Genomic DNA, 23,033 nt, shown 5'->3' with positions numbered 1-23,033 from the left:
AAGAGGTATACGATGAACAAAGTAGTCGAAATAGCGATGCAGAGTTTTACGCGGATTGTCACGGAACGCGGCGCGGTCCTGCGGCCGCTGGACAAGGCCACGGCGATTGATATGTTCGAGACCCTGCATGGCGGCGGCGAGGAATACGAACCGGGAGAGATCGTGGCCTGGCTGGAGACTGAGCGCGGCTGGCAGGATTTGCACGCGCGTTCCGTGGGCGAGATCGCTCAGAAAGTGCTGGACGGCAAAAAGCAGGCATGTATCCGTCGGATCTACGGCAATGTGGGTCTGGCCCATTGGCGGAAGCTCGCGGCTGCGGAATAACCGGCAGCGGTAAAGCCATGACGTACCTGTGCGTGCTGCTGCCCATGATTTTCGCATGGGCGGCTTTTGGCGATCCGCTTCCGGCCCCTGAGCCTGCGGATTCGCTGCAATCCTCGGATCTCTTCTTCGAACGCGGCTACTCCGAGTACCTGCCCGGACATCTCGAGGCCGCGCTGAGCCTGTTCGACAGCTCCCTGACGTACAATCCTCACAACGCGCGGGCATGGCACAGTTACGGTGCAACGCTGGCCCGCCTGAACCGCCACGCCGAGGCCCAGCGGGCCTTCGACAGGGCGCTCGGCCTCAAGCCCGATTACGTCAGCGCATGGTGGCACCGCGGCTGCGACAACTCCGTCGCGGGCCGCGCCGACACAGCGCTGGCAGATCTTGCCCATGCGATTGCCCTCGATTCCACCGTCAAATCCTGGCCATTCTCCGATCCCTGCTGGAATCCCCTGCTCGATGACCCGCGCCTGTTGATCCTCACTGCGCCCTACACCAAAGACAATGTGCCGAAGGAATAGACTATGAACATGCCCGCAGATCAATCAACGATCTGGCTGTATTTTCACAGTACCGTTTTTCAGGGAAACATGGCTTTAGTGGCTTTCCTTGGTGTCTTCGTTGTATTCCGTTTGCAACAGTTGCAGCAACAGTATCAGTCGCACTTTGAAAATCTCGTTCGACTTGTTCGAGATTCTATGACTTCGAACGGCCAAGCGATTCCTGTTGATTGTGCTGATTCAAAGGCGATAGAAAACGATATCAATCGGATCGCAGGTGGTGGGATGCGGAGTCACATCTATTCCAGCGACATAGCAGGGGCACTGAAGAAAGACCCGAGATATGATGTTTCGCTTCGCAGGTGTCAACTGATCGAAAAGCACCGACAATCACTGGCACCTGACTTGGTCAAGAGCATTCTGGCTATCGTGCTCCCGACTGCAATGTCGATATTGTTGCTGCCAAACTACTCATCCTTGCAAGCTTGTTACGTACTTGTTTTGGTCGTTGAGGTGGCACTGACGATTTTTGCGCTAGGAGTAAGCCTTTACTTCGTGGTAACGGCAATCAATCGGGAGTATCGATCTCCAATCTGATCTCGTTCCAAGCGTGCATACTGTTTGGTGAATAAATAGTTAGGGAGGTCCCATTATGCAAACTCGTAAACTCGGAAACACCGGCTTAGATTTGACCGAAATCGGCGTGGGGGCGTGGGCGATGGGAGGGCAGGGGACGGCTTTCAGTTGGGGGGAACAGGATGACCGCGACTCCATTGCCGCTATTCATCGCGCACTGGAACTGGGCATCAACTGGATTGACACCGCGGCCATCTACGGCCTCGGACACAGTGAAGAGGTGGTGGGCAAAGCCATTGCCGGACGGCGCAAGGATGTGATCATCGCCACCAAGTGCTCGCAGGTGTGGAATGAGCAGCGCGAAGTTTCGCAGAGCCTGAAGGCTGAGAGCGTCAAGCGCGAATGCGAGCAGAGCCTCAAGCGGCTGAAGATCGATGCGATTGACCTGTATCAGATCCACTGGCCCGCCGATGAGGAGCACCTTGAAGAGGGCTGGAAGGCCATCGGCGACCTGATTGCCGAAGGCAAGGTGCGCTACGGCGGCGTATCCAATTTCCACTATGACATGAATCACATGTACCGCGCGGAAAAGGTGCGGCACATCTCCAGTTTGCAGAGCGCCTACAGCCTCATGCGCCGCTTGGTGGAAAAGGAGGCCCTGCCCTATGGCGCCGGGCACCACATCGGCTTTCTGGCTTACAGTCCCATGCAGGCCGGACTGCTGACGGGCAAATTCGATCCCCAGCGCATGGCCGAGGATGACTGGCGGCAGCGTTCCAAAGAGCACACGCCGCCCAATGTGGCAATCAATCTCGATTTCATCGAGGGCCTGCGGGTGATTGCCGGGCAGTACAACAAGACCGTGGCCCAGCTCGCCATCGCCTGGGTGCTGCGGCGGCCCGAAGTCACCAGCGCCATTGTCGGCGCCCGCCGCCCGTCACAGATCGAAGAAACCGCCGGCGGCTCGGGCTGGAAGCTCTCGCAGACGCATCTGGACAAAATCGACGACCTGCTCGCCGAACGCCTCGAGCGCGTGCGCGCGGCGGGCGGCTATGTGCATCCGAAGGAGTAGGCATGAAGGAGACTGCGAAGAAGCGTTGCGCGTGGCCGGATGAGAAGGACGAACTGATGCTGGCCTACCATGACGAGGAGTGGGGGGTGCCGGTGCATGACGACCGCAAGCTCTACGAGTTCATGGTGCTGGACGCGGTGCAGGCGGGGCTCTCCTGGCGCACCGTTTTGCATAAGCGCGAAAACTATCGCAAGGCATTGTGCAACTTCGATCCGCAGAAGATTGCGCGCTTCACCGACAAGGACGTGGCGCGGCTGCTGCTGGATGCGGGGCTGGTGCGCAACCGCCTGAAGATGGCGGCGATTGTCGGCAATGCCCGCGCCTTTCTGGCGGTGCAAAAAGAGTTCGGCAGCTTCGACACCTTCATCTGGCAGTTCACCGGCGGGAAGACGATTCATAACCGCTTCAAAACGATCAAGGACATCCCTGCCATCAGCCCCGAAGCCGAGGCGATGTCCAAAGAGCTGAAGGCGCGCGGTTTCAAGTTCGTCGGGCCGACGATCTGCTACGCCTTCATGCAGGGCGCGGGCATGGTCAATGACCACACCGTCGACTGTTTCCGCCACAAGATGCTGCGTGTGCAATCCTGATCAATCCCACAGCCGGTAGTAGAACCAGATCAGAAACGCAATCAGTTGCAGCAGCAGCATGATGACTCCCAGTGGACTGAGCTGCCGCGAGATTGTCACCCTGTGCCGGGTCACCTCTTTCCCATCAATTTGCGACGAGCTGATTTCCTCCGTTCTTCGCTTGACGGAGAGCCGCAAGGGGGTGGAAATCAGATCGAACAGTCTCTGACTCCGTGTTGGATGCGTTGGCTTCGTGTCCATGCCGCGCTCCTTCCCGTCATTCGCGTATCACTTTACACGCGTGCGGACCGGTAAATCATCGGGATCATGTGCGCGTTCTCACGACGAAGGTCTGCGGGTTTTTCGGACGCCTTTTCAGAATCGGGAAAGCCCTGTCTCATACCCGTTTATCCAAGCAAAAAGCGATCCCTGCGGCGCCGGGCACTTTTGCGGATCTGACCTTCCGACGACCCCTGCACGATGCGTGAAGCCGTCAAACACAAAACTTCCATGAGCACTTTACGTATTCTCACCGTTCCCGGATCGCTGCGCAAAGCATCCTATAACCGCAAGCTTTTGAAACTGGCCGAGTCGTATCTTGAAAAAGCCGGCGTCGAGTTGGACCGCCTCGATCTGTGTGAGTACCCGCTGCCCCCCTATGACGGCGACATCGAAGAAGGACCGGGCTTGCCGCAGCATGCGTGGACGATTAAGGCGCGCATCGCCGCGGCCCACGGCGTAATCATTGCCTGTCCGGAATACAACTACAGCATCCCCGGCACCTTCAAGAATGTCATCGACTGGACCTCGCGCGGCGGCTCCAATCCGTGGAACGGCAAAGTGGTAGGGCTGATGGGCGCGTCCAATGGTCCTTTCGGCACGTGGCGCATGATGCCCCAACTGCGCGCTTCACTCTCCGGTTTGCAGGCCTTCGTCATTCCGCAGCAGGTGAATGTGCGTGAAGCGGCTAAGGTCTGGAATGAGCAGGGAGAACTGGTCGACGAGAAACTCGGACCGCTGGTGGAGAAGTTTGTCGCCGCGTATATGCAGACCTTGGAACTGATGAAAGGTCGGACCGCGTAACTTTTGATGATGCCTTGTTTGTACCGATTTTGGCTTTTTGACATCAGAGCTTCTATAGTCGACCGTAAGAAAAGCCCCTGCCGGGAACCTTGGCAGGGGCTTTGGATTAGCTTGGTTCAGCGTGACGGTGCAGCCCCGGATGAGGTCGGAACAGTGCCACGCTGCTCAGCCTTCGATTACTTGAGCAGCATCATCCGCCCGGTATGAGCCAAATTGCCTGCGTTCATGCGGTAGAAATACAGCCCGGAAGGCAGATTCTCACCGTTGAAGCTCACATGGTAGCTGCCGGCGTCTTTGTATTCATTCACCAGATCCGCCACTTTCCGCCCGAGCACGTCATACACGGCCAGCCGCACCTGTCCCGACAGCGGAACCGAGAAGCTGATCGTTGTCGTCGGGTTGAAGGGATTCGGATAGTTGTTCGCCATGAACTGCTTCACCGGCAGTGCATTGGGATCATCCGCCGCATTGGGATCTGCCGGAGAATTCTGAGCGCCACCGGTAGAATCATTCAGCACCAGTGTCACGTCCACTGTCTGGCCGTCGGCCACATCAAGGGCCTGACGGGTATGGCCCTGATTGCGCGCTTCGGCGGCGATGACATAATGCCCTGCGGCAACATGCTGGAAAGCGAAATGTCCCAGCGAGTCGGACATCGTCCGCATGAAGCGGTGCATGCCCTGTCCGCCCAGTGTCACGAACGCATGGGCGACCGGCGTCGCATCGGCCAGCGTCACCAGGCCTTCGACCACTGCGGTCGGCTCGGCGCGCAATACCAAGGTGACATGTGTGGTCTGTCCGTTGCGCACGCCCACTTCCCGCATAATCGGCAGATACCCCGTTGCCACCACCCGCAGCGTGTAGCCTCCGGTGGCAATCGAGTCGAACGCAAAATGTCCGGCCGCATCGGTGGTGGCCGTCAGGCTGTCATGGCGCATTCTGAACAGTGTCACCATCACGCCGGATGCAGGCAGAGAATCCGCCGCATAAATCACCGTGCCTGCAATGTTCCCAAAGGTGGGCACAGGAATAGTGTGCAGCATCAGCATCACACGCGAGGTCAGGCCGTCGCGCACAAACACTTCCCCGTGCGCATTGCGGTAGCCCGTCAACATCGCATAGATGTCATGCCGGCCTACGCGCGCCGAGTCAAACACAAACCGGCCTGAGTCATCCGAGACCGTGGTCAGACTGTCACCACGCGCACGGAAGAGCACTACGGTTGCACCCACCGCCGGGCCGGCATGTTCGGGAAGCAGGACTACGCCTTCAACCCGGCCTATGCCTGTCGGCACCGCGCGCAGAACCAAATTCACATGTGCCGTGTGTCCGGGACGGACAAATACGCCGCCCATCGCCGGAAGGTACGGAGCAAGAGTTGCTGTGGCCCGATACGGCCCCACGGCTACCGAATCAAAGTGGAATGCACCCTGGTCATCCGTAGTTGCCAAAAGACTGTCGCCCGGATGAGGTCCATAAAGAACCACTGTGGCTCCCGCCGCCGGTCCACCATGCGCGGGAAGTTGCACGATTCCTTCAATGTTGCCCACTTGGGCGAAGACAGCGGTAGTCAGCAGAAGGAAGCTGGCCGCCAGCAGGAACAAACGGCGATGCACCATCATGGTCTCCTAATCCTTTACACTTGGATGACGACAACGATTTGGTAGTATGCAAATGCTTCGCCAGTTTCGCTACATCGCATCCAATCAGCACTTAGTATCAAGCGCGAAATCCTGGTTTGGGAACCAGCTACCCAACCGCGTGCATGCGATGCGCAACGCGGGAAATGCATCGGGCATTTGGCCGAAGACGCATGCAGGTTGCATTAGAAAAACAAGCCCCCGCCGGAACATCCGGCGGGGGCATACTCTCTGTGCAGCCATCTGTGAGTTACTTGAGCAACACCATGCGGTTGGTGAAGGACAGGTTGCCCACGCTGACGCGATAGAAATAGATGCCGGAAGGCAACGCGTGGCCGTCGAAGCCAATCACGTAGTTGCCGGCTTCCTGATAACGATGAACCAGATCCTCAACCTTGCGGCCGGTAATGTCATACACCGCCAGCTTGACCTCTCCTGCCATCGGCAGCGAGTAGTTAATAACCGTAGTGGGGTTGAACGGATTCGGATAGTTGCGCGCCGTCAAATAGCTGACTGGCGTGCCGACCTTCACCGGACCGGCTTCCATCACGCCGTCCACGGCGCCGAGGCCGGTCGTGTCACCCGGCTCGCGCCAGAACAGACCGTTGATCTCATAGACCACCAGCACCGGCGTTTCGGCATTCGGGCAATAGATCTGGCCACCGACGATGGCAAGAGTGTCGCCGTTGGAGGGACGCGTCGCGCCGTTGCCCGGATCATAATCCGGACGGCCGAAGTCCAGCATGAATTCCGGCATCATGTCGTTGTCGGTATTCAGTCCGTACATCACGCGTTCGCCGTGATAGCCGCCACCCGACATCACCATGGCCGTGCCGCTCTCTTCCACGCGGGTCACGCTGTCGGGATTGCAGCCCTCATGGCCGTGATCGCCGCCGCCGTGTCCACCGTGTCCCCGGCCCGGACTCCGCCAGAACAGGCCATTAATATCGTAGACCACCACAACCGGCGGATCCGTGTACGTCAGCAGGCCGCCATGAATCGTGATCTGATCGCCGTTAGCCGGGCGTTCAGCGCCCCGAGGCGGAACGTTAGGCGGATTGTACCACGGAGGTCCGAACGCCAAACGATAATCCGGCGCGCCATCATTATCTACATCCAGGTAATAGAGCACGCGGTGCGGGCGGTGCGTGCTGTCCGGACGGACAACAATCGCCGTGCCCACCAGATCCACGATGGTCAGCGAGTCGCCGTTGTGATGTCCGCCGCCGTTCGAGGAATCGCTCAGCGTCAGCGTCACATGCGTCGTCTGGTTGTTCATGACTTCAATGACGTCGGACGCAAAGCCGTGCATCGGCAGCATCGCCGTGATCGAATAGCCGCCGGCTGCCACATGCTGAATCGAAAAATGGCCTTCGCCGTTGGTCTGGCCCCGGTAGAAGGAGTGCTCGCCATTGCCCGCCAGTTCCACAATCGCTTCACGCGCCGGAGTCTGGTCGGCCAGCAAGACTAAGCCCTCCACAGCGCCGCCGGATGTCGCCTGTTGGCGGAGCACCAGCGTCAAGCGCGACGTCTGACCGTCCACGACCCACACCGGAGCTTCTGCTGCAAGGTATCCCTCCAGCGTGGCGCGAGCCGAATACTCGCCGACCGCCACCGCGGTGAACGAGAAATGGCCTTCGGCATCCGCGGTCGTGGTCAGGCTGTCCTGATGCATTTGGCGCAAGGTTACGACCGCGCCGGCGGCGGGGCCGCCATGCTCGCCGGGCAGACGCACGGTGCCTTCAACATTTCCCAAACCTGTGGGCAGCGGGTGCAGCCGCAGTGTGACATTCGTGGTGTGATTCTCCGTGACAAACGCCTGGCCCATACCTGGCATATAGCCTTCAAGGGAAGCCACGGCGGAATAGCCGCCGACCGGAACATCTTCCAACCGGAAATGGCCATCGCCGTCGGCAGTGGTCACGAGGCTGTCGGTGCGTTCGTGGTAAAAGGTGACGGTGGCGCCGGCGGCAGGACCGCCGTTGTCTCCCGGAAGATAGACAACGCCTTCAATTCTGCCAACCTGCGCGAAAGCGACAGATGCCAGCAGAAACAGGCCGATTGTCAGCCAAAGTGAACGATGATGTAACATGTAAGAACTCCTGAAGTGTGTTCAGATCGAGATTTCGGCTTCGTATATTGCAAACAACTGGCCAGACCCATTACATTCAATAATTACTGAGTTTGCTGTCCCAATTGCGGTGCCGGTTGTTACGGCAGTGCCCAACTGAGCGCAGGCCGTGCGCAAACGAAAGGTCTCGATGGCGTGACCGGGAACCTTATTTGAAGTCTGAAGTTGACGTTCCGGGCGGGTAGTTGGGTAGTCAGACATAAAAGGCTTGACAATCTTGTTCAAAATCCCTATACTCACAGTCCCATGCGGGTTTGCTGGGATTAATCAAGTTAATCACTCGCTTGGGTTTGCGCCCATAGCTCAATTGGATAGAGCGTCTGGCTACGGACCAGAAGGTTTGGGGTTCGAATCCCTATGGGCGTACAATGATGGCTGACCGGCCTCCTCCTGACTTCACCACGCAAAACTCCTTGTTGGAAACCTTTGGGCAACCCGACCACGAACGGTGGATGCGGGAGGCCCTCAAAGAGGCCCGCCGCGCCGAAGCGAAGGGAGAGGTCCCCATCGGCTGTGTGGTGGTCTACAATGGCGTGGTCATCGGTCGCGGGTTCAACCAGACCGAAATCCTGCAGGATCCCACCGCCCATGCCGAAATGATTGCCATTACGGCGGCTGCGGAAGCCCTCGGCAGCAGGCGGCTCCTCGATTGCACCCTGTATGCAACCCTTGAGCCCTGTTCCATGTGCAGTGGCGCTATCATTCTTGCCCGCATCCCCGTGGTCGTTTATGGAGCCTCCGACCCCAAAGCTGGCGCCGTCGATACCCTCTATCATCTGCTTTCCGATCCCCGCCTCAATCATACGTCTGAGGTGGTGCGGGGAGTCCTTTCACACGAGTGCGGAGCGATTCTCTCCGACTTTTTTTTGTCCTTACGTAAACAAAAGAAGGGCGGAAGAATGCAGGACGGCGACGAATCGATGAACGATGAAGGATAAACGGTAGTTCAGTTCTCTCGCGCCCGAGCACATCTTCCTTTCAGATTTTCAGCATTTTCTTCATGCGTAACAGATCCCCTCAAACCGCGGAAAAGATCCGGGAACGCTTAGGTGAGCGGGTGCTGGCAGGTGCGCCGCAATGGCTGGCGGCCACCGGACCGGCGACGCGCTCCAATGCCCTGGCGCTCCTGATCGGAACGCTCTTGGGCCGCCTGCCCGCCGAGGATGTGAGCGCGCTGGTCTATACCATCCTTCTCGAGCAGAATGCCGATGGTTCCTGGTCGCTGGATATGGATGCTGCCGGAGATCTGTCCTTAACCCTCGAAGTGGTGGAAGCGCTGAGCACCTGCGGCGATTCCCATGCCCGCGAGGCGCTCGATAAAGCCGTGCGCTGGCTGGAGCGGCACCGCCACAGCGCACGTTTAAGTGAAGAAACCCTGATTCTGCTCTCGGCGGTGACCGAAGTGGTTCCCGGATCGCTGCGGCGGATGCTGATGCCCGTGGCACGGCTGTTCATGCTGCGCAGCGCCAGAAAGACTATGCAGACCTGCGCCGGCGGCGCGCTGCCGCTCGCTCTTTCCCTGCTCAGCCGGGACAAACTTTCCGCCCGCGGCAAAGGGCGCAGACTGCTCGAACTGCAATTGCTGGACGGCTCTTGGGAAGGATCCAGCCGCACCACGGTATTTGCCCTTGCAGCATTGCGTCACACGGCGCTGCCTCTTGAAGATTCGGCCTTTGAACGCGGCTGGAGATTTCTCCGCAGTCTGCAACTGTGGGACAGTGAAGGCCTTGTGCAGAATCCCTGTGATGTCTCCAACATATTGCACGCCACCGCGCTGCGTACCTTGCTGGTGACCGCCGCCGATCAGGATGTTGCCGCCGGAAGCACGCTCTCCCTCCTGCATCAGGCGCGGATGAGCGGCGGCTGGGCCTTGGGCGGCATGCTGCCGACAGATTTATTGACCTCTGCCCTGGCCCTCGACGCTCTCAGTTTTGCCGGTGATGTTCCCGTCGAAACCTCATGGGCGCGCCGCCGCACTGTGCTGCTTTTCCTGCGTGCCCAGAATTCCGATGGCGGCTGGCCGCTCTATACCGATGGGTGGAGCAAGCCTCTCTGGCCCGGGAAACGCTACGCGAGCCGCATTGACGTCACCGCCGCCGCCGTGCAGGCGCTGGCTTATTCGGGTGTGCAGGAGCCGGGCGAAGAAGACGCGATTGCGCGCGGTCTGGATTTTCTGCTCCACCGCCAAACCCGGCGCGGCCTGTGGCGGGGAGACGTCAATCCTTCGGCGGTGTTCGCGACGGCCCGCACCCTCGAAGCGTTGTTCGCCGCGTCAAACGAGCGCGCGGCAGATGCCGTGCTGCGCGGCGCTAAGGCGCTCATCGCGTTGCAGCAGACCGATGGCGGCTGGGGCGAGAGCCTCGATCTGCCGTCGACTCCGCAGCACACGGCTTGGGCCTTGCGCGCCCTGACGGGCGCTCCCGGTGTGCCACAGGACGTCATCACGAAAGCCAAATTCTATCTTGAAGCCAGCGTCGACCGCTCCGAACTCCTCTGGAACAGTACTTGCCCGGCCTGGCCGCTGCCGCTGGGCGAACACCCCGCGGTGCTCGCCGATCTGGTGACCATGTGGGCTCTGGAGGCGCTGGCCCCTACAGGGATTATCTCCCGCTCGCGTATCCGGGGCGGCACACGCAGCCGTTCTATCTTTGACCGAAGAAGCCGGTAATAAAGCACTGTGAATACGATCTACTACCTCTGCCCGGACGAAAATAAACCCATCGGCGGCATCAAAGTCCTGTACCGCCATGTGGATGTTCTGAACCGCAACAGTTTTCAGGCCGCGATTGTCCATAAGAAAAAGGGCTTCCGCGCCAACTGGTTTGAGAACGACACCCGCGTCGAGTATTGGAACAAGATTGATCCCGACGCCTTCGACTTCGTGGTAATCCCCGAGGTCTACGGACCGCGAGCGACCAATGTGTTCAAAGACGCCAAGAAGATTATCTTCAGCCAGAACGCGTACTACACGTTCATCGGCTACTCGCTGGATCCCCGTGACTTCGAAACCGCCTATCGCGATCCCGGTCTGGTGGGCGTGATGACGGTTTCCGAAGACAGCCGCGATTATCTGGGGTACGTGTTTCCCAATTTGAAGGTGCACCGCATTCACACGGCGGTGGATCCATCCCGCTTCCGCTTCCGTCCGCTTAAAGACAAACCGCTGCGCATCAGTTTTATGGCGCGCAAGCATCCCGAAGAGGCGCGGCAAGTCGTCAATATCCTCAAATTCCGCGACGCGCTCGGCGGCGTGGATGTGCAGAAGATCGACGGCAAGAGCGAACGCGACACGGCGCAGACTCTCGAGGAGTCGCTGATCTTTTTGAGCTTTGGCTATCCCAAGGGCCTGCCCGCCGCGCCCATCGAAGCCATGATGTCCGGCGCACTGGTGATTGGCTACCACGGTTTCGGCGGTCGCGAGTTCTACCGTGAAAGCTTCTGCTGGCCGGTTCCGGTCGGCGACATTTTGAGCGTCGCCCGCACGGTCGAAGACGTTCTGAAACTGTACCGTGTTGCTCCGCAAGGTATGCAGGAAAAGGCCGATGCGGCCCGCGCTTTTGTCTCGAAAGAATATTCCACTGAACGCGAAGAGCATGACATCCTGCAATTCTGGGACGATGTTATGTTTGAACAGGGGCACGACGCCATTGCCGAAGGCATGTAGACGCCGCCCCCGGCCCGTTCCGGTCACTACTACCCTTACGAAAGGATGATCATGCGTTATACGATACGTGTCCTGCTGCCCGCGGTTCTCCTACTGTCGGGCGGTTCGCTGTTTGCCCAGGCCGGTCAGGACGCTTTGCAGAAGGCCCTGGACAAATGCTCGCGGCAGCACACCGATATCCACGATATGACCATCATGCAGGATATCACCATTCCGTCGCCCGAAGGCACCATCACCGCCGAGCAGAAGTCCTTCGAGAAGGGCGACAAGTCGCGCATGGAAATGAACATGCTGCCGCCTCCCGGCGCGGATACCAGCATGATGGCCTCGGGCATGGGCAAGGTCACCACCATCAGTGACGGCAGGAATACGTGGTTGATTTCGCCGATGGTCGGCAAGCAGCAGATTCCGGAGAAGGGCGACCCGAGCAGCGCCAACTGCTGGGGCCTGAAGTTCGAGAACGCGCGCGTCGCCGGCAGCGAAACGGTCAATGGCCGCGAGTGCTGGATTGTCGAGAGCGGCAGGCCGGACAGCATCAATGACCGCTACTGGCTGGACAAGGCCAAGTTCGATGTGCTCAAAGGCGAAAGCAAGGACGGCGAAGGCCACGTGCTGCGCTGGATGCTCTCCGATTTCCGCCCGGTGCTCGGCCACTACGACTATCCCTACAAGATGGAAGTCTTCAGCGGCGACACCGTGGTGGCCACGATGACCGTGCGCACCATTGCGGTGAACACCGGACTCTCCGATACCCTGTTCGATGCCGACCGGATCGAGGTGAAGAAGTCCGACATGGAAGAAATGCTGCGCCAACTGATGCAGCAGCAGGGCGGGGATACCGCCCAAGAGCCGATGCCGGACAGCACCGAACCGCCGAAGAAGTAATCGGCAGCGAAAGACCCTACAGGATGCGCAACACACTCGCGCTGTTTTTTGCCGCGCTGACTCTTGGCACCGTCAGCTTCACGTCCGCCGCGGATCTGCCCGTGGCGCTCTGCGAATTCGAAGCCCGCTGCGCCAGCCGGCATTCGGGCGTGCAGGATCTGACCATCGTCACCGACTTCATCATTCACTCCCCTGACGGGGACGTGCCCTCGGTGCACACGATCCGTCAGAAGGGCGGCAAGATTCGCATGGATGTTTCGCCGCAGGGCGAATCCACGAACTCCACGCGGCCGCTCGAATTCGTCGGCATCAGTGACGACAACATGACGTGGACGCTGAACCGCTCCGGCGGCAAGCATCAGCGCCAGGGCAGCGCCCGCAATCAGCAGGATCCCAATTTCGTCTGCTGGCTGTTCACCCCCGAGAATACGAAGCTTGGCGGGGAAGAGATGCTGCGCGGGCGTGACTGCCGCGTGATCGATGTGCAGATCAGCTCCACCACTCACCGCCTGTGGCTGGATAAGGAAATGCAGGTCGTCCTGCAGCACGAGGAAGTCCAGCAGTCCGGCGCGGTCACGCGCTGGGAAGCGTCCAATTTCCACACGGTGACCGGCGATCTGAAAATTCCGCAGAAGACCGATATGTACATCGGGGACCGGTTGATGGCCACGGTGCTCGTGCAGTCCGTCACCTTCAACACCGGCCTTTCCGATGACCTTTTCGATCCGGGTAAAATGAGTCTCGATCCGGTCGCTCCTTAACTTCGGGCCACGAAGCCTATGCCGCATCGCCACCGCAAGCGGCGCTCACAGAAAGCCGGGCTGCCGCCGGGAACTCCCGTTGCCACCGGAGAGGTCAAGAGCCCGCACACCGTCATTACCGCGCTGCATTACACGCCCGGTTCCATCACCGAGCGCGAGCTGCAAAATGTCGAAGAGGTCTCCGGCTGGCTGGGGCGCGAAGGTGTGCTCTGGCTGGATGTATCCGGCCTCGGCGATGTGCAGGCGTTGGAGCAGATCGGCAAGCAGTTCAATCTGCATCCGCTGATTGTCGAAGACATCGTCAACACCGACCAGCGTCCCAAGTTCGAAGATTACGGCAGCGTCTTCTATATCGTCATTCGCCTGATTGCCTATGGCAACAGCGAGACGGATGTGCAGACCGATCAGATCAGCCTCGTGGTCGGCCAGAATTTCGTGCTCTCTTTCAAGGAGCAGCCGAACGCCATCTTCCAACCTGTCCGCGAGCGCATCCGGCTTACGCAGGGCCGCATCCGGTCCACGGGACCGGACTATCTGTGCTACCGCCTGATGGACGCGGTGGTGGACAACTACTTCTTCACGCTGGAGAAGCTTGGCGATGAAACCGAGGCTCTCGAAGACGCGATCCTCGAAGGCGCGGATCCGGGCGACCTTGCCGAGATTCACCGCCTGCGGCGGCAGATGATCTATCTGCGCAAAGCGGTCTGGCCTCTGCGCGACGTGATCGGTGTGCTGGTGCACGGCGAATCGCCGATCATCACGCGGGAGACGACCGTCTACTTCCGCGACGTCTATGACCATGCGGTGCAGGCCATGGATACGGTGGACACCTACCGCGACATGCTCTCCGCCATCCTCGACATGTATCTGTCCGGCGTGAATTTGCGGCTGAACGCGGTGATGAAGGTGCTCACCGTCATTGCTACCATCTTCTTGCCGCTCTCCTTTCTGGCCAGCCTGTGGGGCATGAACTTCAAGTACATGCCGGAACTGTCTGAGCCTTGGGGCTACCCCGCCGCCCTTGCCTTGATGCTCTGCACCGTCGCCGGCATGCTCTACTACTTCCGCCGCAAAGGCTGGATGTAGACTCAAGAATCAGAACCCCCTTCTTATTCCCCCTTTTTCAAAGGGGGAAGGATCAGAGCTTCGCGGCGGCAGGGCTCTTGGGACTTAGCCCTGCCCCGCCTTGCGAAACCGTCTCATCGGTCGTCGGGTCTCCCCCTTAGCATAAGGGGGCTTTCAGCCTTTTCTGCAAGGAGGCTTTATGTTCATTGTCATGTCTGTCCATCATCCGCACGCAGAGTATGAAGCCGAGCTGATCGATTCCATGCATCGCTTCGGAACGGCGGTGCGCGGCAAACCCGGATGCCGGGAGATCCATACACTGAAGGATGAGAAATCCGGCGCGCTGGTGGGGCTGGCGATCTTCGAATCGCGCGACGCCTGGGACCGTCTGGCGCCGCTGGCCCGCGCCGCCGTGGCCGATGATGATTTTGATCTGTGGGAAGAGGTCGAGCCCGAAGGCTACGTGTTGACGGAAGTCTAACCTGAGTTGGACCGACACTATAATTCGCTTTGAAGCTTGGTCCAATAACCCAGACCCGAGCAAATTATAGAACAGGCGAAGGCTATGCGACCCATAGGGAAAACGGCCATGGAACCTTGCCATGTCCGAAGAGTTTGCATTCTCGGGCTTTGGCTGGTTGCTGTGATTTTCACGTCATGCGCCCGTATTGACAAACCCAAGGCGCAGAATCTGATAGGTATCATTCACGACAAAACTCAAGTTAGTGGGGTTCCCGTGCTGAAACACAAGATTTTGCGCGATGAGGTGTACGACTCGCCTCTCAAAACTCAGATAACGCAAGACGTGCTGGTTCTAGATGACATTACGGAGTCGAAGTTAGAGACTCTACTGTTTGACCTGTATGTTGATGCAAAAGAGCGTTGCGGGTTCAAACATGCCAGTCATCCAAATCGTATTTACATTTACGCCTACGTTAGTGAGGAGCATGCCCGTTCTGGAATGGGCCAATGGATTGGCATGCTACATATGGAAGGTGAAGGCGCGGCACCGAAAACCGAGTTAAATCAAGCGCAGTTGCATCCACAAACAAATGACGAGTCAAAATCCTTTGGCTTGACGGAAAGTCAGAGGAAATCTGTTTTTCAAGAAATCGTTCATGCTGAGGATATTGCGCGGAGTGACGCTGACAAGGCAAAGCTCAAGGCAGTGATCGCTCTCAGGTATGGTGTGACAATTGACAATCTGAGCGACATCGCCGTTGAGGGCATGCAGAAGGATTGGCCGCTTCCGCTGCCTCCTGAAGAGTGAGCTATGAGAGTTCGTGAGGTGTCGAGCTTAGAAAGTATCATTATCAGAATCAGAGGATAGGGGCCGTGAGTGCGCTCGACTTTTTGAACGAGAATAGCGGAGCGTTTACCGTTGTCTTCAGCGGGCTCGTGACAATTGCGACAATTGTGTACGTGATTCTTACGTCGCGGCTAGTTTCCGAAACACGACAGATGCGACGAGCTCAAGCGATGCCTTGCTTGACCGTGTACCCGGTGCCGCACGAGGAAGAGATTAACTGGATCGACATCGTCATTCGGAATATTGGGACTGCCGCCGCACTAGACGTCAAGTTCACAATTATCAGCGGCGAAGAGCATTCGCCTGACACGCCGCTTGCAGATATTGGTTTCTTCAAGAACGGAATCAACTACTTAGCCCCGGGTCAAAAGATACAATTCTTTTATACAAGTATGCTGGGAGCGTTCGAACCGGGGACAAAGCGACAGGTTCCGTGCTTCGAGATCAAAGCCTTATTCCGCGACACGCATGGTGACCAGCACGATGAGGTCTTCAAGATCGATTTGAACGAGTTCAAGGGCTTTTCTCATCTCGGAGACCCACCCCTCTATATGATCGCGAGACAGGTCGAAAAGATGGCGAGTCAGATGGAGAGCGTTGCGCGCGGCACATCGAAGATTCAAATCATTATGCAGACCAAAGACGAGCTAAAGCGAGAGCAGCATGAAGTTATGGTTAAGAAGGGGTATTGTCCGCCTGATGAGCGTGGAGCGGACACGTAGACATCGATCATCCATAGCCGTTTTACTTCAGTTCTCTGTTACTTATGTGGCATTCTCGCTGCTCTTCTGCTCCTGCAAGACGGACCGGCCTGTGCCCCCCGAAGGCTCGGCCCATGTGCGCATGAACACGCCCAATCCGCTGCCGCTGCTTTCCGATTTCGGCCTGAGCTATTACAAGGTGCGCGACGAGGTCTTCGACCGCCACCACATGACCAAGATCTTCGTTACGCTCGTTCTTACCGATGGCGTCACCAAGCCTGCCGTCGAGTCCGTGTTGCGCAAGTATTACCGGGCCGCCGATGCCCGCCGAGGTTTCAAATTCCGCCCGCGCGCCTCGGACATTGAAATCACCGCTTATGCCACACCCGAGCACGCCGCTTCGGAGATGGACCAGTGGCTGGCCATACTCTACAAGGGTCCCGCCGACAGCACGCCCCACCTGCAATGGGATGACGTGCAATGGGCGCAGTTCTCGGTTCCTCGCTCGGACCGCTTTGGCCTGAGCGATGCCCAGCGCCGCATCGTGTTCCGCAAACTGATGCAGGACAAATTTCCCGAGCTGCATCCGCTTGGAGAGTTTTCCGCCGTGGACAGCCTCGTTGCCGTGCATCATCTCTCCCGCGCCGATCTCGATTCCATCGCCGCCGAAGGCGAACAGAAGCATTGGGCCTATCCGCCCATGCAGGTAAACGGTTAATCGCAGAGGAGTCATCATGCCCCGAGTCGTACATTTTGACATTCATGCGGAGAATCCCGAACGCGCTGCGCAATTCTACCGGGATGTGTTCGGCTGGACCATCGTCAAGTGGGAAGGGCCGATGGAGTACTGGCTGATTACCACCGGACCCAAAGAGGAACCCGGTATTAACGGCGGCCTGATGAAACGCCACGGCGCGATCAACGGCGACAGCGTCATCGCCTATGTCTGCACCGTGTCCGTGGACTCGGTGGACGCCTACCTCCAGAAGATCCTCTCCCACGGCGGCAGCGTGGCCATGCCCAAGATGCCCATCCCCGGTGTCGGCTGGATCGCCTACGTCAAGGACACCGACGGCAACATCTTCGGCATCGAGCAGAATGACCCCGCCGCGCGCTAATTTGTCATTTTCGAATTTTCACTTTTTATTTTTTGCTTTTATTCTTCACGGAGTTACTTATGCCTCAATTGAATCATTATCGCCTGCTGGGACGCAGCGGTCTGCGCGTCTCGCCGCTCTGTCTGGGTACCATGACGTTCGGCACCGAGTGGGGTTGGGGTGCCGACAAGGATGAGTGCCGCCGCATGTTTGATCTGTATGCGGAGCGCGGCGGAAATTTTGTGGACACCGCCAACCGCTACACCGAAGGCACCAGCGAAACCTTCGTCGGCGAATTTCTCGAAGGCCGCCGCGAGCAGTTTGTGCTGGCCACCAAGTTTACGGTCTTCACCCGCGAGGGCGATCCCAACTCGGCGGGCAACAGCCGCAAGAACATGGTGCAGTCGGTGGAAGCCAGTCTGCGCCGCCTGCGCACCGAGTACATCGACCTCTACTGGATGCACGCCTGGGATGCGATGACGCCCATCGAAGAGACCATGCGGGGGCTCGACGATCTGGTGCGCGCGGGCAAAATCCTGTATGTCGGCGTCTCCGACACACCGGCCTGGAAAGTCTCTCAGGCCAACACGCTGGCCACCTTGCGCGGCTGGTCGCCCTTCATCGGCTTGCAGGTGCGCTACAGCCTTGCCGACCGTGACATCGAACGCGAACTTGTGCCCATGGCGCGGGAATTGGGAATCGGCATCACACCGTGGGGCGCCCTCGGCGCGGGGGTGCTGACCGGAAAATACAATGCGCCGCACTCCAACGGCGAGAAACCGCGACTGGAAGTCACCGGCGCGGCGCAGGGTCTGACGGAGCGCAAACTGCACCTGGCCGCCGAGGTCCAGCGCATTGCCAAGGATGACAGCCGTTCGCCCGCGCAAATCGCTTTGGCTTGGGTCCTCGCCCAGCCGGGAGTCACCAGTGTGATTCTCGGTGCGCGCAACGTGCAGCAATTGGAAGACAATCTTGCCTGTCTCGATTTTATGCTCTCTTCCGATCTGCTCACTCATCTCAATGAGATCAGCCGCATCGAAATGGGCTTCCCCCACGATTTCCTCGCATCCGAAGGAGTCCAGAAACTCCTTACCGCCGGCGCCGTCATCGAAAAGAGATAATAGAGTGCCTGAAGAGCGGAACCCCCTTCTTATTCCCCCTTTTTCAAAGGGGGAAGGATCAGTCGGGTCTCCCCCCTTAGAATAAGGGGGGACTATGGGGGGTGAGCTCGGGGGTTGCTTTCAGCATTTCCGCAATTTCAGCCTTTCAGATCGTCAGCTTCTCTGAGGAGGCCAACATGGTTGTACGACGGATGAGTCTGATGGCGTTGGTGATCTTGGGCTTTGTGTCTCTGGCACCCGCGCTGGATTTTGAAGGCTTTCGGCAGGCCGCCCGGGATTACGAATTCCGGATGATGCAGAATGTCGAAACCGTGGTGATCACCGGCTCCCGTACCACGTGGAAGGACGGCGTAGCCTATGAGTCCACCTTCACCAATATGGTGAAGGGCGGACGCTGGCGCCGGGAAACCCGCACACTGATTCCGCATCGTGGCCGCATCATCTACGACGGGGCAGCGGAAAAACCGGCGGGTGTGCATCCCGCACCGCCTGCCGACGGCAATGATTCTCCTGCCGCGCTGAAGGACACGCTTCCCAAGAAGAGTCCTCCACCGGCACCACCCGCGCCACCGGCAGCCAAAGAGCAGCCTGCACCGGCACCCACGGCTGCGCCTGCACCGGCTCCCACACCCACGCCTGCGCCGCCGGCCGTAGAAAAGCCCGCGCCCGCGCCGGTACAACCCGCAACCCCCGCGCTACGGGCCCAACAGCCTGTGGTTGAGCCTGCACCGGCCACCCCGCCGCCGCGAGTGCACGAGAGAAGCCCGGTGCAGCCGGCGACGATCATCGATCCGTCTGTTGTGCAGCCCGCCACGCAGCCTCAGAGTGCGCCCAGAACGCCGCCCACATCCTACGTGCCGTATTCTGAGCCGGAGCCATTGCGGCAGTATCCCAAGCCGAATATCTCTACGCCTTATTCGGACTCCATGGTTGTGGTCCGGATCTTCGATGGCGAACTGCTCTGGGAAGTGACCAATGGAGAGTCCCGCCGGATCTATCATCCTGCGGACAAGGATTTCGATTTCCCCGTGGTTCCCGGACATGATTACTGGCGCGATCTGGAATACGAAACGGCGGTGAAGGGCTCGGAGGTCTGGCGTACCCGCGCCTGCTACAAGCTCGAATCGGACAGCGCGCGCCTCTGGGTGGACAAGGACGATTTTTTCCTTGTGGCCCTCGAGCGTAAACGGCTCTTTGACCGGGAGCCTCCCCGCACCGAAGCCAGCGGCTTTTTCAGCATTGCGGATGGCTACACCATTCCGGGCCGGATCGACCGCTACCTTGGCGACCGCCTGATCGAATCCGAGTACATCTCCAACGTCTACTTCAATCGTCCTCTTGAAGACGGGCTCTTTCAGGTTCAGGCGATCAACTACCGGAGTCAGGGCCCGAGCCAGAGCCCGATCCCGAACCCGGCTCAAGGGCCACAAGAGCCCAAGAACCCCGACAAGCGCGATGGGCAACGGCAGCACTGAGGCAAATTCCGACGGTCGGCGCCATCCTCTCCGCCTCAGGCCTCCCGGTCTAAAAAGGGTTTTGCATTTTTGCGCTACAAATCGTACATTTGGTAGATAGATGTCATGAGCAAGACCATTGTGATCAACAGCGAGGTTCTCGGCCACGGGGACGATGAACTCGGCGACAAGCTGATGCGGGCCTTTTTGCGCACGCTTCTAAATGCTGAAAATAAGCCGGATAAGCTTGTTTTTTACAATTCTGGTGTTAGATTATTGGCCGACGGCTCACCCGTTCTGGACCTGCTGAATGAGCTGAACCAGATGGGTGTACTGCTGGTGGCCTGCGGCACCTGTGTCGGACACTTCCGACTGGACGACAAAATTGCCCGTGAGCGGGTCAGTAACATGCAGGAAATTGTGAAGATCCTGCTGGACTCGCAGAGCGTGGTCACCGTTTAAACCACGGAGGTTGCCATGCGGTGGGGTTTAGATCTCTTACTCGCGTTGATCGGCATTGTGCTGGGCTTTGTCACCGTCAACGGCTGGGTGACCGGCTGGGAAGCCACGGTGGTTTCGCTGCTGATCGGTGTGGTGGTGGCCCTGATTCTGGGGCAATACGCCGGAGGCAAATATTTCATGAACGGTTTCGTGACCGGAATCGTTGCCTCGCTGCTCTCGTCTCTGATCGTCTTCATGCAGTTTGACTCCTACTTCGTCCAAATGGCTCAGACTCCTAAGTTCAAAGAGGCCATGGACAAGATGGCGCAAGCGGGCAAGAGCATGAGCATGGACGAAATGAAAGCCATGTCCCGCAACTGGATGCTGATCGGCGCGCCCATCGGCGCGTTGCTGGGTGGTGCGGTGCAAGGCCTGCTCACCCTCGCCGCCGGCAAGGTCTTCGGCAAAAAGCCTGTTGCCCCTGCCGTGGCCGAACCGGAGACCATCTCCGACGACTTGAACAACCCATCCGCATAAGTTCGGTTCTGATTTTGGCTTTTTGATATTTTGGTTTTTAGCTTTCGACCCGGTGAGGTGGCAGAGTGGTCGAATGCGGCGGTCTCGAAAGCCGTTGTACTGCTCGTCAGTACCCAGGGTTCGAATCCCTGCCTCACCGCCAACATGGGATGTTGGATCCCGTGGCCAAGACCCATCCCCAGGGGGATGGGTCTTGCGAAGATGACCGCAGGCTTTGGCGCGGTCGAATCCCATGCAATAAATCCGCCGTAGGTGTACGACCGTCGTACCCGCGAATTTCGGAATGGAAACCCCATGCCCCTCTTCTCGGACATGTCCTTCAAAGACATGCAGGACTATCTGGCGCGCGATGACCGTGTCCTTTTGCCGATCGGTGCCACCGAAGAGCATGGCCCGCATCTGGGGTTAGGCACGGATTACCTCGAGGCAGAGGCCATAGCGGTCGGAGCCGGTCAGATCAGCGGCGTGGCGGTTGCGCCCACGTTGGCTTACGGCGAATCCTGCGCTATGATGGGGTTTTCCGGCACGCTGACGCTGCGTCCGGCCACGCTGACCGCCGTGCTCGAGGACCTGTTCCGCGCATCTTATCATCATGGGTTCCGCCGCATTCTGGTGGTGAATGGCCACGGCGGCAACATCGCCTCGCTTTCCAACGCCGTGCAGACGGTGGCGCAGGACCTGCCGGGTCTGCGCCTGAAGGTCTTCTCATGGTGGCTGGATGCCGAAGTCAATCGCGTCGTAGTCGAGATGATGGGCGAGCAGCAGGGATCGCATGCATCCGCGGCGGAAACCGCGTTTATGCTCGCCGTGCGGCCTGCGGGAGTTAAACTCGAGCGGCTTTCGGGACGCGATGCGCCGGTGAAGCCGTCGCGCGACGTGCCCACCGTGCAGACGTTCGCCGGGCTTTATCCCGACGGTATCATGGGGCTGAATCCCCACCGGGCCACGCGCGAGGCGGGGGAAGCGCTGCTCAAAAAGTCGATTGAGATCTGTGTGCGGGAAGCAATGCAGTGGTAATCTAAAAGCATAATCTGTCGAGATGATTGTGGCACCGGCAGCGGTGCCGGTATAGGATTGGTTGGAGGCAGAAAATGGTGAAGCGAGCTTCATGCGGCGATATCAATGTGCGCGAAGTCGATGAGTACATTGGGAAACTTCCGTGGGAACAGCAGGAACTGGCCGGCGCGCTGCGCAAGTTGGTTCTAAGTGCTTCCCCGCGGCTGGAAGAGACGATCAAGTGGGGCAAGCCTTGGTTCTGCTGCGGCGACGACACGGTCTGCTACCTCGCGGCGCAAAAGGATTACATCAACTTCGGCTTTGCCCGCGGCGCGGAACTCGCGGACCCCGACGGCCTGCTCGAAGGCAGCGGCAAAGGCATGCGGCACATCAAGGTCAAGACTATGAAAGATGTCCGCCGCCGTCCGCTGACCGCACTGGTCAAGGAAGCCGTGAAACTGTGCAACGCCGGCAAAACCGTGCGCCGGATGCCTGCCCGCACCGTATCGCAGCCCGACGAGGACTAAGCGTCAACTCATACGCGTTTTGGGGGCGGAGATGATCCGCCATTCGTAATAAAGCACTTTTGCGAATCGTCCTGTACTGCCGCCGATAGCGGCAGCCGCCTGCTGGTAGTAATGAAACGTTGGGTAGGGAGTCCCGCATATGTCAGCACAGAGCAACCGTACGGGTGTGGTGCGCTACTTTGAAGAGCTGGTGAATCAGAACCGGCTCGATCTGTTGGATGAAATGATGACGCCCGACATCTTCTATCACGGGCCCATCAATGTGGTGAAGGGACTGACGTCGGTCAAGGGCTGGCTGGGGGAGTGGACCCGCGCTTTTCCGGATTGCACCTACGTCGTCGAATATGTTGTCTGTGATGACGAGCGCGCCATGTGCCGCGCGGTCATGAGGGGAACCCACAGCGATGCGTTTCGCGGTGTCGCCGCCACCGGACGGCGGGTCGCTTTGCCAACGGCTTTCAGCATGCAGTTTGCCGCGGATCGAATCAGAGACATCGAAGCCTTTTACGATACCCGGCTGCTGTTCGAACAATTGGGTGTGGCTCTGCCGGCGGCGCTCAATATCTCCCGGGAATAA

The 23,033-nt window shown here is 58.8% G+C and carries 27 protein-coding genes and 2 tRNA genes; 26 read left to right on the top strand and 3 right to left on the bottom strand.

What is annotated here, in order from left to right; translation table 11 throughout:
- Positions 1–12 precede the first annotated feature (12 nt).
- Genes VGL38_01375 through VGL38_01355 form a run of 5 tightly spaced genes read left to right on the top strand, consistent with a single transcriptional unit; the run spans position 13 to position 3,065 of the window.
- The gene (locus VGL38_01375) at positions 13–324 is read left to right on the top strand and encodes a hypothetical protein (GenBank protein HEY3294067.1); all 312 of its coding nucleotides are present in this window, start codon (positions 13–15) and stop codon (positions 322–324) included.
- A gap of 17 nt (positions 325–341) precedes the next feature.
- Positions 342–848, top strand: a complete 507-nt coding sequence (locus VGL38_01370; GenBank protein HEY3294066.1) for a tetratricopeptide repeat protein — start codon at positions 342–344, stop codon at positions 846–848.
- Between the two features lie 3 nt (positions 849–851).
- Entirely contained in the window at positions 852–1,424 is a 573-nt protein-coding gene (locus VGL38_01365; protein ID HEY3294065.1) for a hypothetical protein, read from the top strand.
- 55 nt (positions 1,425–1,479) lie between these two features.
- Positions 1,480–2,475 (top strand): aldo/keto reductase, encoded by a 996-nt coding sequence (locus tag VGL38_01360; GenBank protein HEY3294064.1) that lies wholly within the window; start codon positions 1,480–1,482, stop codon positions 2,473–2,475.
- A 2-nt stretch (positions 2,476–2,477) separates the two neighbouring features.
- Positions 2,478–3,065: a DNA-3-methyladenine glycosylase I gene (locus VGL38_01355; GenBank protein HEY3294063.1), complete on the top strand. Its 588-nt coding sequence runs from the start codon at positions 2,478–2,480 to the stop codon at positions 3,063–3,065.
- Here VGL38_01355 and VGL38_01350 read toward each other — a convergent pair whose 3' ends face one another.
- The gene (locus VGL38_01350) at positions 3,066–3,305 is read right to left on the bottom strand and encodes a hypothetical protein (protein HEY3294062.1); all 240 of its coding nucleotides are present in this window, start codon (positions 3,303–3,305) and stop codon (positions 3,066–3,068) included. It abuts the gene before it with no gap.
- Between the two features lie 249 nt (positions 3,306–3,554).
- Here VGL38_01350 and VGL38_01345 point away from each other — a divergent pair, with 249 nt between their 5' ends.
- Entirely contained in the window at positions 3,555–4,127 is a 573-nt protein-coding gene (locus VGL38_01345; GenBank protein HEY3294061.1) for an NAD(P)H-dependent oxidoreductase, read from the top strand.
- Between the two features lie 176 nt (positions 4,128–4,303).
- Here VGL38_01345 and VGL38_01340 read toward each other — a convergent pair whose 3' ends face one another.
- Entirely contained in the window at positions 4,304–5,749 is a 1,446-nt protein-coding gene (locus VGL38_01340) for a carboxypeptidase regulatory-like domain-containing protein (protein ID HEY3294060.1), read from the bottom strand.
- 268 nt (positions 5,750–6,017) lie between these two features.
- Positions 6,018–7,859 (bottom strand): carboxypeptidase regulatory-like domain-containing protein, encoded by a 1,842-nt coding sequence (locus VGL38_01335; protein ID HEY3294059.1) that lies wholly within the window; start codon positions 7,857–7,859, stop codon positions 6,018–6,020.
- Positions 7,860–8,190: 331 nt separating this feature from the next.
- Here VGL38_01335 and VGL38_01330 point away from each other — a divergent pair.
- From VGL38_01330 to VGL38_01235, 20 genes are all read left to right on the top strand, one after another.
- Positions 8,191–8,264: transfer RNA gene (locus tag VGL38_01330), tRNA-Arg, on the top strand.
- 47 nt (positions 8,265–8,311) lie between these two features.
- On the top strand, positions 8,312–8,836 hold the full coding sequence (gene tadA, locus VGL38_01325; protein HEY3294058.1) for a tRNA adenosine(34) deaminase TadA: 525 nt from the start codon (positions 8,312–8,314) through the stop codon (positions 8,834–8,836).
- A 62-nt stretch (positions 8,837–8,898) separates the two neighbouring features.
- Positions 8,899–10,566, top strand: a complete 1,668-nt coding sequence (locus tag VGL38_01320) for a prenyltransferase/squalene oxidase repeat-containing protein (protein ID HEY3294057.1) — start codon at positions 8,899–8,901, stop codon at positions 10,564–10,566.
- Positions 10,567–10,575: 9 nt separating this feature from the next.
- A complete protein-coding gene (locus VGL38_01315) occupies positions 10,576–11,562 on the top strand; it encodes a hypothetical protein (protein HEY3294056.1) in 987 nt (328 codons plus the stop codon).
- Positions 11,563–11,613: 51 nt separating this feature from the next.
- A complete protein-coding gene (locus tag VGL38_01310) occupies positions 11,614–12,447 on the top strand; it encodes a hypothetical protein (GenBank protein ID HEY3294055.1) in 834 nt (277 codons plus the stop codon).
- Positions 12,448–12,470: 23 nt separating this feature from the next.
- On the top strand, positions 12,471–13,208 hold the full coding sequence (locus VGL38_01305) for a hypothetical protein (protein ID HEY3294054.1): 738 nt from the start codon (positions 12,471–12,473) through the stop codon (positions 13,206–13,208).
- Between the two features lie 18 nt (positions 13,209–13,226).
- Positions 13,227–14,294, top strand: a complete 1,068-nt coding sequence (corA, locus tag VGL38_01300; protein HEY3294053.1) for a magnesium/cobalt transporter CorA — start codon at positions 13,227–13,229, stop codon at positions 14,292–14,294.
- Between the two features lie 178 nt (positions 14,295–14,472).
- Positions 14,473–14,754, top strand: coding sequence for a hypothetical protein (locus VGL38_01295; GenBank protein ID HEY3294052.1), 282 nt, complete (start codon positions 14,473–14,475; stop codon positions 14,752–14,754).
- Between the two features lie 108 nt (positions 14,755–14,862).
- Entirely contained in the window at positions 14,863–15,543 is a 681-nt protein-coding gene (locus VGL38_01290; GenBank protein ID HEY3294051.1) for a hypothetical protein, read from the top strand.
- A 65-nt stretch (positions 15,544–15,608) separates the two neighbouring features.
- Positions 15,609–16,304: a hypothetical protein gene (locus VGL38_01285; protein ID HEY3294050.1), complete on the top strand. Its 696-nt coding sequence runs from the start codon at positions 15,609–15,611 to the stop codon at positions 16,302–16,304.
- Positions 16,305–16,350: 46 nt separating this feature from the next.
- Positions 16,351–17,001 (top strand): hypothetical protein, encoded by a 651-nt coding sequence (locus tag VGL38_01280; protein ID HEY3294049.1) that lies wholly within the window; start codon positions 16,351–16,353, stop codon positions 16,999–17,001.
- Between the two features lie 16 nt (positions 17,002–17,017).
- Positions 17,018–17,401: a VOC family protein gene (locus VGL38_01275; protein ID HEY3294048.1), complete on the top strand. Its 384-nt coding sequence runs from the start codon at positions 17,018–17,020 to the stop codon at positions 17,399–17,401.
- A 59-nt stretch (positions 17,402–17,460) separates the two neighbouring features.
- Positions 17,461–18,501, top strand: a complete 1,041-nt coding sequence (locus VGL38_01270) for an aldo/keto reductase (GenBank protein HEY3294047.1) — start codon at positions 17,461–17,463, stop codon at positions 18,499–18,501.
- Between the two features lie 176 nt (positions 18,502–18,677).
- The gene (locus VGL38_01265) at positions 18,678–19,976 is read left to right on the top strand and encodes a hypothetical protein (protein ID HEY3294046.1); all 1,299 of its coding nucleotides are present in this window, start codon (positions 18,678–18,680) and stop codon (positions 19,974–19,976) included.
- A 105-nt stretch (positions 19,977–20,081) separates the two neighbouring features.
- Complete coding sequence (yedF, locus tag VGL38_01260) at positions 20,082–20,417, top strand: sulfurtransferase-like selenium metabolism protein YedF (protein HEY3294045.1); 336 nt, start codon at positions 20,082–20,084, stop codon at positions 20,415–20,417.
- Between the two features lie 15 nt (positions 20,418–20,432).
- The gene (locus VGL38_01255; protein ID HEY3294044.1) at positions 20,433–20,933 is read left to right on the top strand and encodes a hypothetical protein; all 501 of its coding nucleotides are present in this window, start codon (positions 20,433–20,435) and stop codon (positions 20,931–20,933) included.
- A 51-nt stretch (positions 20,934–20,984) separates the two neighbouring features.
- Positions 20,985–21,075, top strand: a tRNA-Ser gene (locus tag VGL38_01250).
- A gap of 152 nt (positions 21,076–21,227) precedes the next feature.
- Positions 21,228–21,950, top strand: a complete 723-nt coding sequence (locus tag VGL38_01245) for a creatininase family protein (protein HEY3294043.1) — start codon at positions 21,228–21,230, stop codon at positions 21,948–21,950.
- Between the two features lie 74 nt (positions 21,951–22,024).
- Positions 22,025–22,456 carry a DUF1801 domain-containing protein gene (locus tag VGL38_01240; GenBank protein ID HEY3294042.1) on the top strand — a complete coding sequence of 144 codons (432 nt, stop codon included), beginning with the start codon at positions 22,025–22,027 and terminating at the stop codon, positions 22,454–22,456.
- 139 nt (positions 22,457–22,595) lie between these two features.
- Positions 22,596–23,033: an ester cyclase gene (locus VGL38_01235; protein ID HEY3294041.1), complete on the top strand. Its 438-nt coding sequence runs from the start codon at positions 22,596–22,598 to the stop codon at positions 23,031–23,033.

Source organism: bacterium (assembly GCA_036504735.1).
GTDB lineage: Bacteria > Electryoneota > RPQS01 > RPQS01 > RPQS01 > DASXUQ01.
Note: the sequence above shows the minus strand (reverse complement) of the source record. Positions and strands in the feature narration are given on the sequence as shown.

Coding starts and splice junctions, on each gene's coding strand:
- VGL38_01375 (HEY3294067.1), top strand. CDS start 13: ATGAACAAAGTAGTCGAAATAGCGATGCAGAGTTTTACGCGGATTGTC.
- VGL38_01370 (HEY3294066.1), top strand. CDS start 342: ATGACGTACCTGTGCGTGCTGCTGCCCATGATTTTCGCATGGGCGGCT.
- VGL38_01365 (HEY3294065.1), top strand. CDS start 852: ATGAACATGCCCGCAGATCAATCAACGATCTGGCTGTATTTTCACAGT.
- VGL38_01360 (HEY3294064.1), top strand. CDS start 1,480: ATGCAAACTCGTAAACTCGGAAACACCGGCTTAGATTTGACCGAAATC.
- VGL38_01355 (HEY3294063.1), top strand. CDS start 2,478: ATGAAGGAGACTGCGAAGAAGCGTTGCGCGTGGCCGGATGAGAAGGAC.
- VGL38_01350 (HEY3294062.1), bottom strand. CDS start 3,305: ATGGACACGAAGCCAACGCATCCAACACGGAGTCAGAGACTGTTCGAT.
- VGL38_01345 (HEY3294061.1), top strand. CDS start 3,555: ATGAGCACTTTACGTATTCTCACCGTTCCCGGATCGCTGCGCAAAGCA.
- VGL38_01340 (HEY3294060.1), bottom strand. CDS start 5,749: ATGATGGTGCATCGCCGTTTGTTCCTGCTGGCGGCCAGCTTCCTTCTG.
- VGL38_01335 (HEY3294059.1), bottom strand. CDS start 7,859: ATGTTACATCATCGTTCACTTTGGCTGACAATCGGCCTGTTTCTGCTG.
- VGL38_01320 (HEY3294057.1), top strand. CDS start 8,899: ATGCGTAACAGATCCCCTCAAACCGCGGAAAAGATCCGGGAACGCTTA.
- VGL38_01310 (HEY3294055.1), top strand. CDS start 11,614: ATGCGTTATACGATACGTGTCCTGCTGCCCGCGGTTCTCCTACTGTCG.
- VGL38_01305 (HEY3294054.1), top strand. CDS start 12,471: ATGCGCAACACACTCGCGCTGTTTTTTGCCGCGCTGACTCTTGGCACC.
- corA (HEY3294053.1), top strand. CDS start 13,227: ATGCCGCATCGCCACCGCAAGCGGCGCTCACAGAAAGCCGGGCTGCCG.
- VGL38_01295 (HEY3294052.1), top strand. CDS start 14,473: ATGTTCATTGTCATGTCTGTCCATCATCCGCACGCAGAGTATGAAGCC.
- VGL38_01290 (HEY3294051.1), top strand. CDS start 14,863: ATGGAACCTTGCCATGTCCGAAGAGTTTGCATTCTCGGGCTTTGGCTG.
- VGL38_01275 (HEY3294048.1), top strand. CDS start 17,018: ATGCCCCGAGTCGTACATTTTGACATTCATGCGGAGAATCCCGAACGC.
- VGL38_01270 (HEY3294047.1), top strand. CDS start 17,461: ATGCCTCAATTGAATCATTATCGCCTGCTGGGACGCAGCGGTCTGCGC.
- VGL38_01265 (HEY3294046.1), top strand. CDS start 18,678: ATGGTTGTACGACGGATGAGTCTGATGGCGTTGGTGATCTTGGGCTTT.
- yedF (HEY3294045.1), top strand. CDS start 20,082: ATGAGCAAGACCATTGTGATCAACAGCGAGGTTCTCGGCCACGGGGAC.
- VGL38_01255 (HEY3294044.1), top strand. CDS start 20,433: ATGCGGTGGGGTTTAGATCTCTTACTCGCGTTGATCGGCATTGTGCTG.
- VGL38_01245 (HEY3294043.1), top strand. CDS start 21,228: ATGCCCCTCTTCTCGGACATGTCCTTCAAAGACATGCAGGACTATCTG.
- VGL38_01240 (HEY3294042.1), top strand. CDS start 22,025: ATGGTGAAGCGAGCTTCATGCGGCGATATCAATGTGCGCGAAGTCGAT.
- VGL38_01235 (HEY3294041.1), top strand. CDS start 22,596: ATGTCAGCACAGAGCAACCGTACGGGTGTGGTGCGCTACTTTGAAGAG.